General features: G+C 55.6%; 13 protein-coding genes and 1 pseudogene. 8 read left to right on the top strand and 6 right to left on the bottom strand.

Annotation, left to right across the window (positions count from 1 at the left end):
• Window position 1: 1 nt before the first annotated feature.
• The 5 genes and pseudogenes from RO22_RS24230 (at window position 2) to RO22_RS16995 (ending at window position 5,726) form a co-directional block, all read left to right on the top strand.
• Window positions 2-2,090: pseudogene (locus RO22_RS24230) on the top strand (2-oxo acid dehydrogenase subunit E2).
• A gap of 272 nt (window positions 2,091-2,362) precedes the next feature.
• Window positions 2,363-3,016 carry an adenylate kinase gene (gene adk / locus RO22_RS17010; RefSeq protein ID WP_022522126.1) on the top strand — a complete coding sequence of 218 codons (654 nt, stop codon included), beginning with the start codon at window positions 2,363-2,365 and terminating at the stop codon, window positions 3,014-3,016.
• A 133-nt stretch (window positions 3,017-3,149) separates the two neighbouring features.
• Window positions 3,150-3,848 (top strand): tRNA (adenosine(37)-N6)-threonylcarbamoyltransferase complex dimerization subunit type 1 TsaB, encoded by a 699-nt coding sequence (tsaB, locus tag RO22_RS17005; RefSeq protein WP_022522127.1) that lies wholly within the window; start codon window positions 3,150-3,152, stop codon window positions 3,846-3,848.
• Window positions 3,845-4,564, top strand: a complete 720-nt coding sequence (locus RO22_RS17000) for a class I SAM-dependent methyltransferase (protein ID WP_022522128.1) — start codon at window positions 3,845-3,847, stop codon at window positions 4,562-4,564. The genes tsaB and RO22_RS17000 overlap by 4 nt, the downstream gene beginning before the upstream one ends.
• Window positions 4,565-4,604: 40 nt before the next feature.
• Entirely contained in the window at window positions 4,605-5,726 is a 1,122-nt protein-coding gene (locus tag RO22_RS16995; protein WP_027958147.1) for a phospholipase D-like domain-containing protein, read from the top strand.
• Window positions 5,727-5,755: 29 nt separating this feature from the next.
• Here RO22_RS16995 and RO22_RS16990 read toward each other — a convergent pair whose 3' ends face one another.
• The gene (locus tag RO22_RS16990; protein ID WP_022522130.1) at window positions 5,756-6,415 is read right to left on the bottom strand and encodes a YecA family protein; all 660 of its coding nucleotides are present in this window, start codon (window positions 6,413-6,415) and stop codon (window positions 5,756-5,758) included.
• Between the two features lie 63 nt (window positions 6,416-6,478).
• On the opposite strand from RO22_RS16990, the gene RO22_RS16985 reads away from it, so the two are divergent.
• Both RO22_RS16985 and acs read left to right on the top strand, forming a co-directional pair.
• A complete protein-coding gene (locus tag RO22_RS16985; protein WP_027958146.1) occupies window positions 6,479-7,027 on the top strand; it encodes a SprT-like domain-containing protein in 549 nt (182 codons plus the stop codon).
• A gap of 193 nt (window positions 7,028-7,220) precedes the next feature.
• On the top strand, window positions 7,221-9,170 hold the full coding sequence (acs, locus tag RO22_RS16980) for an acetate--CoA ligase (RefSeq protein ID WP_041158895.1): 1,950 nt from the start codon (window positions 7,221-7,223) through the stop codon (window positions 9,168-9,170).
• Between the two features lie 152 nt (window positions 9,171-9,322).
• Here the strand turns inward: acs and RO22_RS25215 are convergent, their stop codons facing one another.
• Window positions 9,323-9,448 (bottom strand): hypothetical protein, encoded by a 126-nt coding sequence (locus tag RO22_RS25215; protein ID WP_022522133.1) that lies wholly within the window; start codon window positions 9,446-9,448, stop codon window positions 9,323-9,325.
• On the opposite strand from RO22_RS25215, the gene RO22_RS16975 reads away from it, so the two are divergent.
• Complete coding sequence (locus RO22_RS16975; protein WP_007113812.1) at window positions 9,447-10,109, top strand: response regulator; 663 nt, start codon at window positions 9,447-9,449, stop codon at window positions 10,107-10,109. The genes RO22_RS25215 and RO22_RS16975 overlap by 2 nt on opposite strands.
• Window positions 10,110-10,147: 38 nt before the next feature.
• On the opposite strand, the gene RO22_RS16970 is transcribed toward RO22_RS16975, so the two are convergent.
• The 4 genes from RO22_RS16970 to RO22_RS16955 all read right to left on the bottom strand — a co-directional run bounded on the left by RO22_RS16970 (window position 10,148) and on the right by RO22_RS16955 (window position 16,889).
• Complete coding sequence (locus RO22_RS16970; protein WP_027958145.1) at window positions 10,148-14,089, bottom strand: NahK/ErcS family hybrid sensor histidine kinase/response regulator; 3,942 nt, start codon at window positions 14,087-14,089, stop codon at window positions 10,148-10,150.
• A 106-nt stretch (window positions 14,090-14,195) separates the two neighbouring features.
• Window positions 14,196-14,705 (bottom strand): hypothetical protein, encoded by a 510-nt coding sequence (locus RO22_RS16965; RefSeq protein ID WP_022522135.1) that lies wholly within the window; start codon window positions 14,703-14,705, stop codon window positions 14,196-14,198.
• A gap of 135 nt (window positions 14,706-14,840) precedes the next feature.
• The gene (locus tag RO22_RS16960) at window positions 14,841-16,622 is read right to left on the bottom strand and encodes a sodium:solute symporter family protein (protein WP_009287414.1); all 1,782 of its coding nucleotides are present in this window, start codon (window positions 16,620-16,622) and stop codon (window positions 14,841-14,843) included.
• A gap of 6 nt (window positions 16,623-16,628) precedes the next feature.
• A complete protein-coding gene (locus tag RO22_RS16955; protein ID WP_007113808.1) occupies window positions 16,629-16,889 on the bottom strand; it encodes a DUF4212 domain-containing protein in 261 nt (86 codons plus the stop codon).
• Window positions 16,890-17,590 lie beyond the last annotated feature (701 nt).

Genomic DNA, 17,590 nt, shown 5'->3' with positions numbered 1-17,590 from the left:
CATGGACGTACCGGCCCCGAAAGGCGGCAAGGTACTCAAAGTGCTGGTCAAAGAAGGCGATAGCGTCTCGGAAGGGGACGATATCGTTGAGCTGGAAGTCGAAGGTGGCGGCGACGAGAAACAAGAGAGCTCGTCTGACAGCCAGCCTGAAGAGGCCCCAGCGAAGCAAGAAAAACCCAAAGAGCCGTCTCAAGAGCAGAAGCCTGCGGCTAAAAAGTCAGCCGGCGGTAAGCAGACGGTGGATATCAAAGTGCCCGATCTCGGCGGCTCGGACAGCGTCGAAATTATCGACGTCGCGGTCAGCGAAGGCGATGAGGTTGAGGCCGAAGACACCTTGATCACGTTGGAGTCTGACAAAGCCTCCATGGACGTACCTAGCCCCTATAGCGGTAAGATCGTCAGCTTTACCGTGAAAGAGGGCGACACGGTGTCTGAAGGCGATGTGATCGGCCAGATGGAGATCGTCGGCGAAGGCGGCGACAGCGAAGACGCATCGGAAGAGAGCTCTTCTCCAGAACCGTCCTCTAGCCAAGCCAGTAGCGAGCCGGAAGAAATGGCTGAAGATGATCAGGAAGAGGCCGCCAGTGGCGAGCCGGAGCGCAAAGAGATTCGCGTACCGGATCTTTCTGGCTCCTCTGACGTGCCGATTATCGAGATCGGCGTAGCGGCGGGTGACGAAGTCAATGAAGAAGACCCGTTGGTTACCCTAGAGTCTGATAAAGCCTCTATGGACGTGCCCAGCCCCTACAAAGGCAAGCTTCTTGAGCTGACCGTTAAAGAGGGCGACACCGTCTCTGAAGGCGATGTGATCGGCTATATGGAAGTGGCGGGTGCCAAAAAAGCGGCACCGAAAAAGGCCGCACCAGAAAAAGCCTCGCAGAGCAGTGACAGCAAGGACAGCGCTAAACCGTCTGAATCTCCGGCCGGTACCCCCAGCCCGGAAGCACAGATGGCTGCCCATAAGCCCCGGGATGGCAAGCTGGTGCACGCCGGCCCTGCGGTACGCATGCTGGCTCGTGAACTAGGCGTCGACTTGGGACTCGTTAAACCCAGCGGCCCGAAAGATCGCGTGCTCAAAGAGGACGTACAGTCCTACGTGAAGCAGGCGATTGCCAATCAGGGCAAAGCCCAGCCCGGCGCGGCAGCCGCGGCTACTGGCGGCGCGGGGATTCCGCCCATTCCGGAAGTCGACTTCAGCCAGTTTGGTGAAGTGGAAGAGAAGCCGATGGGGCGTCTGCTCAAGATGGGCGCGACCAACCTGCACCGCNTCCGCCCATTCCGGAAGTCGACTTCAGCCAGTTTGGTGAAGTGGAAGAGAAGCCGATGGGGCGTCTGCTCAAGATGGGCGCGACCAACCTGCACCGCAGTTGGCTCAATGTGCCCCATGTCACGCAGTTCGATGAAGCGGACATCACCGAGCTGGAAGCTTTCCGTAAGGCGATGAAAGCAGAGGCTGAAGCCCAGGGCGCCAAACTGACGCCGCTGCCGTTTATGGTCAAGGCCTGCGCCTTTGCGCTGCGTAAATTCCCGCAGTTCAATGTCAGTCTGAAGGGTGACGGTGAAACCCTGGTATGGAAGAACTACGTCCATATCGGTATTGCCGTGGATACGCCTGACGGTCTGATGGTGCCAGTAGTGCGCAACGCCGATAACAAATCCTTGATCGAGATTGCCAAGGAGATGGCGGAGCTAGGCAAGAAAGCCCAGACCAAAAAGCTCAAGCGCGACGAGATGACGCCGATAACAAATCCTTGATCGAGATTGCCAAGGAGATGGCGGAGCTAGGCAAGAAAGCCCAGACCAAAAAGCTCAAGCGCGACGAGATGACCGGTGGCTGCTTCACCATTTCGAGCCTCGGTTCGATTGGTGGCACGGCGTTTACACCGATCGTTAACGCGCCGGAAGTGGCCATTCTGGGCGTGTCCAAAGCACAGATGAAGCCGGTTTGGGATGGCAGCGCCTTCCAGCCGCGCCTGATGATGCCGCTGTCGCTCTCCTACGATCACCGTGCGATCAACGGCGCCGATGCGGCACGCTTTACCGCCTTCCTGGCCGATGTGCTCACCGACATTCGTCGCTTACTGCTGTAATTGGTAGCGATGTGCTTTCACAAGCGGCGCCCCTAGGGGCGCCGCTTGTGTTTACTAAACGTAAATGCTGCCTAAACCTCTCGCAGGGCGACCAAAGTGGTAGATTTAGGGCATTTGGCTGTTTTAATTTAAAAAAATTGAAACAAAAGCGGGTTTCTCAGGCTTTTGGGGAGTTGTGTCGCTTGAGAGGCGCGGTTATTGTCAGTTAACAGAATTCACATACTCATTTTTCGAACTCTTTTTTCATACCAAGAACTTCAAGGAGCAGTGCCATGCGTTTAATCCTGTTGGGTGCCCCCGGCGCGGGGAAGGGGACTCAAGCTCAGTTTATTTGTGAGCAATTTAAGATTCCTCAGATTTCCACCGGGGATATGCTGCGCACGGCCATTAAAGATGGCACAGAGCTGGGCTTGAAAGTAAAAGAGATCATGAACAGTGGTGGCCTGGTGTCTGATGACATCATCATTGACTTGGTCAAAGAGCGCATCAGTCAGCCCGACTGCGAGAACGGCTTTCTGTTCGATGGTTTCCCACGCACGATCCCCCAGGCCGACGCCATGAAAGAGGGCGGCGTTAAGCTGGATCACGTGGTGGAAATTGCCGTACCCGATGAAGAGATCGTTAGTCGCTTGGCGGGACGCCGTGTGCATCAGGCATCGGGTCGGGTTTATCACGTTGAGCACAATCCGCCCAAAGAACCAGGCAAAGATGATGTGACCGGTGAAACACTTATTCAGCGTGAAGACGACCAAGAGTCCACGGTGCGTAATCGCCTATCCGTTTACCACGATCAAACGGCCCCTCTGGTTGATTACTATCAGCAGTGGGCCGAGCAGGATCCCCAGAGCGCGCCCCAGTACCACCGCATTGAAGGTGTTGGCAGTGTGACGGATATTACCCGCCAGGTTAAAGAAGCCCTTAGCTGATAAGGGCCCTCAGTTGATAATAACCCTTAACTGATTTTACGCCTTTGCCGATGGCCCGCCTAATGCGGGTCATCGTCGTATTAGCGTGACAAAGGTATAATGCCGCAACCTTTCTTTCGAGTGGCCACTTGCTATGCCGTTACATCTGCTTGCCCTGGACGCCTCTTCAAGCGCCTGTTCTGCAGCCTTACTGCGCCAGGGCGATTCGGGCACTGAGTGCCTGGCGCGCTTCGAGATGACGCCTCGCGCCCATACCCGTCGGTTGTTACCTATGGTGGACGAAGTGCTTGCCGAAGCGCAGGTAACCCCTTCCCAGCTTGATGCCGTAGCGTTTGGCCGAGGGCCGGGTTCGTTTACCGGACTGCGTATCGCGGCGGGGGCAGCCCAGGGGTTGGCGTTTGGTTTGGATTGCCCGTTGCTGGGGGTGTCTACTTTGGAGGCGCTGGCCCTTCAGGCCCATCGTCGCTATCACCTCCGCCACGTGGTGACTGCCTTAGATGCCCGCATGGGCGAGGTATACGCCGCGACGTGGCACTGCCTTAAAGATACCATCACACCGATGAGCGCCGAGGCGGTGCTGGCCCCTGAAGCACTTCGCCTGCCAGGCGACGAAACCGACTGGGTAGGTGTAGGCAGCGGCTTTACGCTGTGGGAGCGCTTCACTGTCGATGTACAGCTCAGCATGCCCCAACATTTGGATGATTTAGAGCCCCGCGCCGAAGAGATGGCGTGGCTGGCGGCGCGTGATTTTGCCGCTGGGTTGGGGCAGGCCGCGCACTTGGTTCAGCCGGTTTATCTGCGCAACGACGTTGCCTGGAAAAAGCCCGCATGAGCGATGTTGAGGCCGATGTTGAGAGCATCGTTCTGCCTGACGGCCTGCGCTTGGTGCAGGGCGATGAGGGGTTGGCGCTGGTCGGTGATGAAAAACGCTACGGCAAGCCGCTCAGCGTTGATTTTGTGGCGGGCAAAGCGGCCCATCGGCGCCGCTTTGGTGGTGGGCGTGGTCAGCTGGTCGCAAAGGCCTGTGGGCTTTCCAAGGGCGTGACGCCCTGCATCGTTGATGCTACGGCAGGGTTGGGGCGGGATGCGTTTGTATTGGCCAGCCTAGGTGCCCAGGTGTTGTTAATTGAGCGGGTTGCAGCGATTGCAGCGCTGCTGGAGGATGGCCTGAAACGTGCCTCCAGGCATAGCGATACAGTGGATATTGTTGCCCGCATGACACTGCGTCATGGGGATGCGGCTCAATCCCTGGCTGAATTGGTTGCCAGTGCTCACTTTTCACCGCAGGTGATACACCTGGATCCGATGTTTCCCCATCGTGAGAAATCAGCGTTGGTGAAAAAAGAGATGCGTCTGTTCCGCGAGTTGGCTGGTGATGATAACGATGCCCCGCGATTACTAGAAGCGGCGTTGGATGTGGCCACTCATCGCGTGGTGGTTAAGCGCCCCCGTAAGGCGCCGCCTATTGCGGGGCCAGTGCCGCAACATACCCTTGAGGGTAAAACCAGCCGCTACGATCTGTATGTACATCGCTCATTAGCACGGTAGCTCGTTAGTGTACTTATCAGTGGCTAAGCAAGGAGCACCCATGCAGAACGCGTGGCGAGAAGGTAATCGATTTACGCTGCTGCCGGAGGCCTCACGCTTTCTGCCCGCTATGTTTGAAGCGGTGCATAATGCGCGGCACTATGTGCTGGTAGAGCTCTACTTGATGGAATCAGGGGAGCTTGCAGATCAAGTCATTGAGGTATTGACTGATGCAGCGCAGCGCGGTGTTCGCGTCTGTTTACTGCTGGATGGCTATGGCTCGATGGGCCTCTCCGGGAGTGATCGCCAGCGCCTGAAGCAGGGCGATGTTCAGCTGCGCTTTTTTAACCCCATTGGTTTCCACTCTTTAGCGCTGAACCTGAGTCGTGACCATCGCAAAATAATGGTTATTGACGGCGAGCTGGCGTTCACCGGTGGCTTTGGCGCGGTGGATGAGTTTTTGAATGCCTGGTACGAAATTGCCCTGCGTATTGAAGGGCCGGTGGTGGCCGATTGGGAACTGCTGTTTCGGCGCCTATGGCATTCGCGGCTGACCCGCGTCGAGAAGGGCGATAGACGCGCGGCGGCTCTCCCAGAGCGTCGTGAGCCTCAGGCGCTTGCCAATGGCGTGCCTGGACGGGCGATGTCGGCGCGTGGCTATCGTTATCAAGCGATTCGCCACTCATTGCATTATCGGGTCAGCCAGGTAAATGAACGACTCTGGTTATGCACACCCTATTTTGTGCCCACCTTTGCCCTGCGTCGGCGTTTGGTTCGGGCGGCTCGCAGAGGGATAGACGTACGCTTACTGCTACCGGGGGCAAAGCATGATCATCCCAGCGTTCGCTTTGCCGGTCAGCGCTTTTATCACACCATGCTCAAGGCTGGGGTGCGCATTTTTGAGTTTCAGCCGACCTTTATCCACGCCAAATTTGTGCTCGCCGATGAGTGGGTGAGCATTGGTTCGTGTAACTTTGACCACTGGAATCTGCACTGGAACCTAGAGGCAAACCAGGAAGCAATGGATCCGAAGCTCGCGGCGGACGTGCGCGAACTGTTCGAGCGAAACTTTGCCGCCAGCCAGGAGGTAGACGCCGCGGCTTGGGCGGCGCGCCCCTGGAGGCAGCGCGCCCGTGAGTGGATCTATGGCGTGCTGGATGCCATGGTAACGCGGCTTAAATAGTGTCTACGCTAAGTATTTAGCCTAAGCACCTAGCGCTTTTTACCTTTTGCAGGCGTTTTTTTACGCGGTTTGGGTTTGGGCGTTTCCGGTGGCACGCGGTAATGCAGGTAAAGATCCAAAACCAGTTCCGGCAACTGCACTACCAGCGACTCCTGGCGTTCTTGATCTTTAGCCAGCTCGGCCAAGTCCGGCTCATCGTCGAACAGCCCGGAGAGCAGCATAAACGGCAGCAGCAGGGCGGCGGCGGCCTCTTCATCGTCCTGGAACCAAGCGCTCTCGTCGCTGAAGACGCCTTCCATAAAGCCCGCACACCAGTCGCCTATAGGGGTTTCCTCGGCGGGTTCTCCTCCCAACGTTAGTTCAAACGGCAGTTCCGGTAAGCCGCCTTGCTCGAGTACCGCCACCGCGTTGTCGCGTAACAGTGTGAGCAGGGTAATAATCTCATCACGCTCGGCGTCATCGGCGTAGCGAGGCTCACCCTGAAACAGCTCAGTCAGCCACTGGGTCGCCGGTACTTCGCTGGGTGCCACGGCAAGGGCCACTAAAAAGCCATGGGTGGAAATAAGATCCAGGGCGTCTTCATCCACTTGATCCGAGTCAAGGAAGTCGTCCAATCTATCCAACTGCTCATCCTCGAGCAGTGGCTGCGGTGGCGTGTTCGTTTCAGGCGTATCGCTGCGCTCTGCCATGAGTAAAGCCTCGTTAATACAAACGTTCATCAATGGTTACCTATAACGGCTAGTTTATCACTAATGAAGACGTCACCACTGCCTCCTTGGCCTGCCACTGAATTGGCGGCTATGTCGGAAACAGAGTTGCATCAGGCCGCGCGAGTTCGCGTCGAACAAGCGTGGCAGCGCTGCTGTGAAGTGTGCCCAGCGCTGCCAGCCCCAAATGTGTGGTTTAACCTGCGCGGCGCTTCGGCCGGCCAGGCGCATCTTGGTCACGGCGGGTTACGCTTAAACCCGGTGTTACTGAGAGAGAACCGCACGGCGTTTTTTGATGAGGTGATTCCCCACGAAATGGCTCACTGGCTGGTGTTTCATTTGGACAACGGCCCGCGTTTAAAACCCCACGGCCGCGAGTGGAAAACGGTCATGCGCGACCTTTTTGGTTTAGTTCCCAGTGTTACCCATCGGTTTGATATTAAGCAGGCGCAGTCCGCACCTTATCGTTACCAATGCGATTGCCGCTTTCATCAATTTACCCCAAGACGTCATGCTTTAGTGGTAAACGGGCGTCATTATCGTTGCCGACACTGCGCTAAGACCTTGGTCTACAGGCCGGAAGTCGTCTCGTGATTTGTTTATAAATGTTTGTTTTTTAAATAAAAAATGATAATACCAATGTCTAAAGGGAAGCCTGCGCGAGGAGGTTTATGCTAGGGGAACATTAATGGCAGCCGATACGCCCGATAATGGTCAATAAGCCCATAAATAATCGTATCGACTACAGTTTCTTAGAGAGTGCATTTTCACGGACAGAGGCAATTTTATGAGCGATCAACAGAAGGTCTATCCGGTGCGCGACGATTTCGCCGCCAATGCCTGGGCCGATAAAGCCAAATATGAGGCCATGTATCAGCAGTCGATAGACGACCCGGAAGGCTTCTGGGCTGAGCAAGCCAAACGCCTCGACTGGATTAAAGCGCCCAGCAAAATCAAAAACACCTCCTTTGCGCGTGACAATGTCGATATTCGTTGGTTTGAGGATGGCCTGCTTAACGTCAGCGCCAACTGCCTTGACCGCCATCTGGATAAGCGCGGTGACCAGACAGCGATCATTTGGGAAGGCGACAACCCCGATGAGTCCAAACACATTACTTATCGCGAACTCTATGCACGCACGAACCAGCTAGCCAACGCGCTGAAAGAGCTGGGTATCGGTAAAGGCGATACCGTTACGCTGTATATGCCGATGATTCCCGAAGCCGCCATGGCTATGTTGGCCTGTTCGCGCATCGGGGCCGTTCACTCGGTTGTCTTTGGTGGCTTCTCGCCGGACGCCGTTGCCCAGCGGGTTATTGGCGCCGACTCCAAGCTGGTGATTACCGCTGATGAGTCGGTGCGCGGTGGTAAGCACGTACCGCTGAAAGAGAACGTGGACGCCGCGCTGACCCGTGACGGCACTGATGTGTGCAAAAACGTCCTGGTGGTGAAGCGCACCGGCGGTGAGATCGAGTGGAAAGAGGGTCGCGATGTCTGGTTTGACGAGCTGGTCGACAAGCAGTCCAACGAGTGTGAACCGGAAGCCATGGGCGCCGAAGACCCGCTATTCATTCTCTACACCTCGGGTTCTACCGGTGCGCCTAAAGGCTTGAAGCACACCACCGGCGGCTACCTGACCTACGCCGCCATGACCCACCAGTACGTGTTTGACTATCAAGAGGGTGAAATCTACTGGTGCACCGCGGACGTTGGCTGGGTTACCGGGCACAGCTATATCGTTTATGGCCCCTTGGCCAACGGTGCGACTACCCTGATGTTTGAGGGTGTTCCCAGCTATCCCACCCATGGCCGTATGGGTGATATCGTTGATAAGCACAACGTTAATATTCTCTATACTGCGCCCACCGCGGTGCGTGCTCTGATGGCCCATGGCGAAAACGTCATGGACTCCAGCAAGCGCGATAGCCTGCGGCTGTTGGGCTCCGTGGGCGAACCGATTAACCCGGAAGCCTGGGAGTGGTTCTACCGCGTTATCGGCAACGAAAAATGCCCGATTGTGGATACCTGGTGGCAAACCGAAACCGGCGGCATCATGATTGCGCCGCTGCCGGGCGCTACGCCGCTTAAACCTGGCTCTGCGACCGTACCGTTCTTCGGTGTGAAGCCCGCGCTGGTCGATAACGAAGGCAATCAACTGGAAGGCGCCACTGAAGGCAACCTGGTGATCCTTGACGCCTGGCCGGGACAGGCGCGCTCTATTTGGGGTGACCACGAGCGCTATGTTCAGACTTATTTCTCGACCTACGACGGTATGTACTTCACGGGTGACGGCTGTCGCCGCGATGAGGATGGCTACTACTGGATCACCGGGCGTGTGGACGACGTGCTGAACGTTTCGGGTCACCGCATGGGCACCGCCGAGATAGAGTCCTCTCTGGTAGCGCACAGCGCCGTTGCAGAAGCAGCCGTTGTTGGTTTCCCGCACGATATTAAGGGACAAGGCATCTATATCTATGTCACCCTGAGTGACGGTATCGAGGCGACAGACGAACTCAAAAAAGAGCTGACCCAGTGGGTGCGCAAAGATATTGGCCCGATTGCTTCGCCGGATGTCATCCAGTGGGCGCCAGGTTTGCCGAAAACCCGCTCGGGTAAAATCATGCGCCGCATTTTGCGCAAGATTGCCGCCAATGAGTGTGATGGTTTGGGTGATACCAGTACGCTGGCCGACCCGTCGGTGGTCGATGAGCTGATTGAGCATCGCGCCAACCAATAATGGCGACAACGCGATAGGCTGTTTAGCCCAATAGAGCTTGTGTGCCGACTCAAAGCCGTGCCGACCTGAGTAGGTCGGCACGGTTGTGTTTATAGAGGCGCGTTTATAGATAAGCGTTTATGGACACGTGTTTCGCTTGTGTGAACGATCTATTATAAATTGTGCATGTGATGCTTGGGCATGATGAAGCCCATGGGGTACCATGCTTCACAACCGTAAGAGCCTAGCGTCGCGGCGGCAGACAACCCCGCTGCTCGAGGAACCGGAGGAATATCCATGGCAGTAGCTCATAAGTTTATCGTCGCTGACGATCACCCGCTGTTTCGTGCAGCGCTGACCCAAGCGTTACGCCAGTTGGCCCCCCAGGCGGAAATTGTCGAAGCGGACACCATGGAAGCCACCACTGACGTGGTGAATCGCCACCCAGATGCCGATTTGATTCTGCTGGATCTGCATATGCCGGGAGCCCATGGCTTCTCTGGTTTGATCCAACTGCGTGGTCAAATGCCTGATATCCCCGTTGCGGTAGTGTCTGGTAGTGATGAACCCTACGTGGTTCGTCGTGCTATTGACTACGGCGCGTCGGGTTTTATCCCTAAATCATCGTCTCTACAACTAATTGCTGAAGCCGTCGGCGAAATTCTGCAGGGCGAGGTGTGGTTACCTGAGGCGTTGGCCAACGTGCTGGAAGAGACCAGCGAAGAGGAGTCGCGTTTTGCCGAGGCGATTGCTTCGCTAACGCCCCAGCAATTCCGCGTCTTGAATATGCTGACCGAAGGCCTGCTGAATAAACAGATCGCTTATGAACTGAGCGTCTCTGAAGCCACGATCAAAGCCCACGTGACTGCGATTCTACGCAAGCTGGGCGTACACTCACGTACCCAGGCGGTTATCGCGGCTCAGAAGCTTGAAGTCGAGCCGCCGAAAGTCGTTTCCTAAGCAAGTAGCAAACAACGACTGTGTTAACCGCGGCGCGCTTAGCGCGCCGCACGATTGGCCTGCAGCGTGCGCGTTAGTAGCGCCCGTAGTGCCGCCGGTTTAACGGGCTTCAGCAGCAGTTGATAGCCCGCCCGCTTGATCTCTTCAGCTACCGCTTCGGTACGGTCAGCGGTAATCACAATCCCCGGTACCGCCCCCTCAAAACGTTCGCTGAGTGCTTCCAGCGCCATTAAGCCGGTGACTTCGTTATCCAGGTGGTAGTCCGCCAGAATAGCGTCAGGGTCGCCATCCATATTGCGTAGGATCGATTTGGCCCCGCCGATACTGGTGGCGGTAAACACCTCGCAGCCCCAGCCGCTAAGCATGGCGGTCATGCCTTCCAGAATCAGCGTCTCGTTGTCGATGCATACAATCCGCGTACCGCTCAGCTTATGGCTGCCGCGCCGTGCATGCGGCTCAAGCTCGGTGCTGGTTGACTCGTGGGCGGTGACAATCGGTACGCTAACCGAGAAAACCGCGCCTTTGCCTACCGTCGAGCGTACCTTGATAGGATGATCCAGCACCCGGCTCATACGGTCGGCAATGGAGAGCCCTAGCCCCAGCCCTTTCTCGCTCTCTTTGTGGCGGGAGACCTGATCCAATCGGCGGAATTCCTGAAAAATTTCGCTCAATTTAGACTCGGGAATGCCGGGGCCGCTGTCCCACACTTCAATAGAGAGCCAGCCATTTTGGCGACGGCAGCCCAACAGCACGCGCCCCTCTTGAGTGTAGCGAATCGCATTGGATAAGAAGTTTTGCACGATACGGCGCAGCATTTGAGGATCTGAGTCGACCCAAAGCTGGGTAGGCACGACTTCTAAATCTAATCCGCGATCGTCCGCCATCACCTCAAATTCGGCGCGTAACGGGCGGAAGATATCCGCTAGGGCAAAGTGACTGCGGCGGGGCGTTAGGGCGCCTGCGTCCAGCTTGGAGATATCCAGCAGGGTGCTTAGCAGTTCCTCGGCGGCCTGCAGCGAGTTATCGATATGGCCAACGATGCGCTGGGTGTCGGTCGTAGTCACGTTCTGCATCAGCGCGGAGGTAAATAGCCGTGCCGCGTTAAGCGGCTGCAGCAAGTCGTGGCTGGCCGCGGCCAAAAAGCGCGTTTTGGAAGCGTTGGCATCTTCTGCGAGCTGCTTAGCCTGGCGCAGGGCGAGCTCTGCCTCGGCGCGTACCCGGTTCTCCTGGCGCAACGCCGCGTTGGCTTCAGAGAGCGCCTGGGTACGCTCACGCACGCGCTCTTCCAGGGTTTCATTGGTCTCTTTAAGGGCAATTTCAGCCTGACGGCGTTCGGTAATATCCTGATAGAGCGCAAAGAAGCCCAGGATCGCCTGGCTGTCACCAAAGTGCGGCGTGTAAGTGACCAGCATATAGCGCATGGCTTCATTCACCCGCAGCGAGACTTCAAAGCTGACCCGTTCGCCGTTCAAGGCTCGTGCGACCCATGGCGCGCGCTCCTCCGCCTGCTTAATTGGCAGCACGTCTTCAAAGCGGCGACCAATGACTGCGTTGCGGTCAATATTGAACGCCTGCTCGTAGGCTCGGTTGGTAAATAGGTAGCGGCACTCTTTGTCGAAGTAGGCAATCAACGCGGGCACGTTATCGGTATAGATACGGATATTGTTTTCCGAGCGAATCAGCGCCTCTTCGATGCGCTTTTGCTGGGTAATATCCTGGTAGGTATACACAAAACCGCCGCCAGGCATTGGGTTGCCCTGCACTTCCAGCACGCTGCCATCCTGGCGGTAGCGCACATAGCGGTGGGGTTGGCCTTCGCGAATATTGTCGAGCAGTAGCTGCACGTGCTCTTCCGGGTCACCCGGGCCATACTCGCCGTTGTGGGCGTTGTAGCGGAAGATACGGTCTATGGGGGCGCCAACACGAATCAGGTGGTCAGGGAAGCGGAAGAGCTCAAGATAGCGCTGGTTCCACACCACCAGGCGAAGGTTCTGATCGACCACGCTGATGCCCTGGTTAATGTTTTCAATGGTGGCCTGAAGCAGCGCCCGGTTGAACTCCAGCACTTGGGAGGCTTCATCGACAATCGAAATCACATCCGATATGCCGATACCGCGCCCCTGAAGTGCCGAGTTGACTACAATGCGTGCCGATGAAGCGCCTAGCACCGAGGCCAGAAAGCGTTCGGTGAACTGAATAATATCGATTGAGGCACGAGTGCCGTCGTCCAGTGGTTTACCCACCCGGCGGGCGTAGTCTTCAAAGGCGCGATCGACCTGTCCCGCGCCTAGAAAACGTTCACAAAGGACTTTTAAATCGCCCACGGTGGTCGCCCCGGTCCAGGGGCGGTTGACCGAGGTCTGGCGTGTTTCCACGCTATCCACGAACAGTGAGGCCTGAATACGCTCGACCACTCGCTGTGAGGTAACTTGGGAAACGAAAATGTAGCAGAACAGGTTTACCCCGAGTGACAGCATCACGCCGTGGGTAAAGCTGTCACCTAAGTTGAGGCCGAACAGCGTCGTGGGCGATAGCCAATTGAGCCCCAACGGGCCTCCGTCAAGCCAGCCAGTCGGCAGCACACCAGCATTGATCATCGCGGGCATAAGCAGGCTATAGGCCCAGATGGCGAAGCCCGCATTCATACCGACAATCACCCCAAGCCGGTTGCCGCGCTTCCAGTAGAGGCCGCCAATCAGCGCTGGGGCAAATTGCGAGGCAGCGGCAAACGAGAGCATGCCAATCGAGGCCAGCGAGGTAAATTCGGCAATTAGCTGGTAGAAGCCGTAGGCCATGGCCAGTACGGCAACAATGGTTAAACGCCGCGCACGTAGCACCAAGCGCCCATAATCCCGTGCCTTGGTATCAAACCAGCGCAGCCGGAACAGCGCCGGGATAACGATTTCGTTGGAGATCATGATCGACACGGCCACAGCGGCGACAATCACCATGCCCGTGGCCGCCGAGAAACCGCCGATAAAGGTGAGTAGCGTTAACCATTGGTGGCCCGAGGCCATGGATAGAGCCAGTACGTAGGTATCGGGCTCTACGCCGCTTTCGGAAAACAGCAGCAGACCAGCGGCGGCTAAGGGCACCACAAAAAAGGCAATGGCCAACAGGTAAAGTGGAAACAGCCAGCGCGCTTTCGTGGCGTCGTCAGGGTGAATGTTTTCCACCACTGCCACATGGAACTGGCGGGGAAGACACAGAATCGCCAGCATCGCGAGCAGCGTTTGGGCCCAGAAACTTTGGCCAAAATCCTGGTTGGCCAGCTGGCGCTGGAGTTCGAGCTGGCTTTCGGCATGCCCCATCAGCTCACCCAGGCCATCAAACATACCCCAGGTAACAAAGGCGCCAAGCACCACGAAGGCGAGCAGCTTGACCAGCGATTCGAATGCCACGGCGTGGATTAAGCCTTCGTGGTGTTCGGTGGCATCGGTGTGGCGGGTGCCGAATAGAATCGCGAAAATTGCCATCACAATGGCCACATAGAAGGCCGTGTCGCCAAACAACGGCGTATGGGTCACATCGGTGGCATCGGTAAGAACGCTAAAAGTAGTGGAAACTGCTTTTAGCTGCAGGGCAATGTAGGGCAGGGTACCGACCAGGGCAACCAGACTGGCAAAGGCGGCCAGCGACTGGGTTTTGCCGTAACGGGAGGCAATAAAATCGGCAATCGAGGTGACGTTTTGATGTTTGGCAACGCGGATCATTTTGGCCAGCACCGGCCAGAAGAGTAAAAACGTTAAAATCGGTCCGACGAAGATGCTCGCAAACGACCATCCCGCGGTGGCTGCCTGGCCAACCGCGCCGTAAAACGTCCACGAGGTGCAGTAAATGGCCAGTGCCAAGCTATAGATGATCGGACGCCGACGGGTGGCGCCGTGGGTACGCGCGCGGCGATCACCGTACCAAGCGATACCAAATAGAACGGCAATGTAGAGTAACGAAACCGCTACCAGTAGCCCGCCGTGAAACATGCCTTTCTCCCCGCCAGAGTGTTTAACGTGCGCCAGTCAAAAGGCTTCATTCTAGGCGAAACAACGGGTCGTGTACGACCGTTTGTACCACGGGCTGTTTATTTGTCTAGGCGCATACGTTGTTGAGTAGCGGTGATGTTTCGCGCAGCGTGCGTATCTCTTCGAGGATAGGGTCGCGGGAGTCTTTATCCAGGGGCACTAGCTCACGGCTCTCGCAGTTGAGTAGATAGGGCTGGGTGATCAAAATATCGGTGTGATGGCGCTCAAACTGATAAAGGATAAATTCCGCTAAACGGGTGTCATCCTGCTCGGTAATACGGATGTTCTCGCTATCCACCATGCTGAATTTGGTGATCATCGGAATGGCAAAAGTCCATGGGCGCCATACCGCCGTGCTGCTTTCGGTTGAAATGACCGTGGCGGTCTCGGGCAGTTGTGCCTGCTTGTGGTCAAACCAGCTGTACTCCACCTGAACTTGATAACCCAGCATACCCAGTCCGCCACACACCGGGACTATCCATTTGGGTAAACGTTTGCCGCTCAAATTGCGCAGTATCAGGCCAATCCCGGCGGCCGCAAGGCCTGCAAAAACGGCGGCGATCAAGTGCCAAATCATAATTTATCCTTTCAAAAAGCCGTCTATAAAAGCTATCTATAAAAGCCATCGGGCCTCCCTAAGGAAGCCCGATGATGAGGTCGATTCCAAAGCGTTATCGCCGTATGGCGATAACGCATCAGGAAGGAGTATGACTTAGTGGTCTATCGCCATGCCAGCACCTTTCGGATAGCGAACGCTTTCCACCAGATCCTGAATTTCCTGCGGCGGTGCAGCTGTCACTCTGGAAACCGCAAAGGCAACGGCGAAGTTGATCATCGCGCCTACGGCACCGAAGGAGAGCGGCGAGATGCCAAAGATCCAGTTATCCGGCGTGTTTGCCAGCATATTGGTATCCGGCACGAAGAACCAGCCCAGGTAGGTAAAGATGTAAAGCAGGGTGCAAATCAAGCCCGCCAGCATACCGGCGACCGCGCCTGAGCTGTTCATCCGCGTGGAGAAGATACCCATCATCAGCGCGGGGAACAGTGATGCACCGGCGATACCAAAGGCTAATGCCACCGTTTGTGCTGCAAACCCCGGCGGATTAAGCCCCAGGTAAGTGGCCAACAGGATGGCACCACCCATGGAGATTCGCGCTGCCAACATCTCGCCTTTCTCGGTGATCTTGGGATTGATCATGGTCTTGATCAAGTCGTGGCTGATCGCCGACGAGATCGCCAGCAGCAAGCCTGCAGCTGTCGAGAGTGCTGCGGCGATACCACCCGCTGCAATCAAACCAATAACCCAGCCGGGAAGATTGGCAATTTCCGGGTTGGCGAGTACCAGTATGTCATTATTGACGGTTAGCTCGTTGCCTTCCCAGCCACGATCAGAGTAGTCGGCAGCATCATTATACATTTGGATACGGCCGTCATTGTTGAGATCGTTGAAGGTGATAAGGCCTGTTTCTTCCCATGTACGAACCCAATCAGGGCGTTCTTCGTACAGAATCGGGTTTTGCGCAGCCTCTTCGTAGTTTTCAACCTGCCCCGCCATCTCTGGGTACACGGTGGTCGCCAGATTCAGACGTGCCATTGAACCGACCGCAGGAGCCGTGAGGTAAAGCAGGGCAATGAACACCAGCGCCCAGCCAGCAGACCAGCGAGCATCGGCTACTTTCGGGACGGTGAAGAAGCGAATGATAACGTGGGGTAGACCGGCAGTACCGACCATCAGCGACAGGGTAAACAGCACCATGTTGAGTTTGTTGTCCACATCGGCGGTGTAGTCGCGGAAGCCAAGTGCGCTAACCACGTCATCCAATTTAGCCAGCAGCGGAATGCCGGATTCAGTATGCGTGCTGAACATACCGAACATCGGAATCGGGTTGCCGGTTAGTTGGAAGGCAATAAACACCGCAGGAATGGTGTAAGCGATGATTAGCACGATGTACTGGGCTACCTGGGTATAGGTAATGCCTTTCATACCACCAAATACGGCGTAGAGGAAAACGATCAGTGCGGCTAACCAAATACCCCAGGTGTTGCTGACTTCAAGGAAGCGAGAGAACGCTACGCCCGCACCGGTCATTTGACCGATAACGTAGGTAACCGACGCCACAATCAAGCAGACGATAGCCACTAAGCGAGCGGTGTTGCTGTAGAAGCGGTCGCCGATAAAGTCAGGCACGGTGAACTTACCAAACTTACGCAGGTAAGGTGCTAGCAGCATCGCGAGGATAACGTAGCCACCAGTCCAGCCCATCAGGAAAGTAGAGTTGGCGTAGCCGCCTGAGGCTAGCAGGCCCGCCATGGAAATGAACGATGCAGCTGACATCCAGTCCGCTGCGGTGGCCATGCCATTGGTGATCGGGTGAACCCCGCCCCCCGCGACATAGAAGTCTTTCGTTGAGCCGGCGCGCGCCCAAATCGCAATGCCTATATACAAGGCAAAAGAGGCGCCGACGAACAGTAAGTTAATTGCAAACTGGCTCATACCGGCTTACTCCCCAAGGCCAAATTTTTGATCGAGCTTGTTCATCTTCCAGGCATAGAAGAAGATCAGCACGATAAACGTTAGGATTGAGCCCTGTTGTGCAAACCAGAAGCCAAGATCGGTACCGCCAACCGGAATACCGGCGAGCAGCGGGCGAAAAAGGATAGCGCATCCGTAAGAAACAAATGCCCAAACAGCCAGGCATCCGAAAATTAAGCGGACGTTTGCTTTCCAGTATTCAGCAGCGTTGGTTTTGTCATCTGCCATTGTGTTGCTCTCCACTTGTGATTTTTAAGGTTGGGAAAGTTCACGAGGAATAGCGTGTGACCCATCAGGGCAATCGCACGTCTAAAGCCACCCTATCGATAGGAGTGGTGAGTCAGCTTCTGTTAGCACATCACCTTATTATTCGATATGAAATGTCGAGTTAGTTAGTGACGTGCGATTACCCTGCATGACTCATTGTTAATACTGGGCAATAAACGTCAAAAAATAAATCCCAGACTTTGGTATCAATAAACGACGAATTGGCTTTTTGTAAGATGCATGTTATTGAAAATACGAGTTTTTAGAGGCTGTTTAAGCGAATTTTGTAGGCGTTTGAAGAGCTATAGGACGATAGTCTAGTGAGCAAATAAAAGCAGTTATTGGCTACTTTAAATACATGTCCTGGGTTTTGCCGGAAGCACGGTTAGTAAGTGTCGATACTTTGGTCGTGTATCAAAAGTCGCTTCGACTTTAGCGTGATAGCTAAAGGTATAACAAGGTTATACTTGCTACTTGGGAAGTGAATCCTTTATACCCGTACAGCCACCTTCATATAATAATCGATAACAGTTTTTTTGAAGCGCTGGTGTGGGCCAATTTATGTGGGCCAGTATCGAGTCACGACGTTTATTTATTTTTGCTTATGTCTGCTAGCGCGCCTTAAGACACAACCCGGTTAGTCGCAGCCTGTTTAATGAGGT

The organism is Halomonas sp. KHS3 (assembly GCF_000830495.1).
In the GTDB taxonomy this organism is placed as follows: domain Bacteria; phylum Pseudomonadota; class Gammaproteobacteria; order Pseudomonadales; family Halomonadaceae; genus Vreelandella; species Vreelandella titanicae.
Note: the sequence above shows the minus strand (reverse complement) of the source record. Positions and strands in the feature narration are given on the sequence as shown.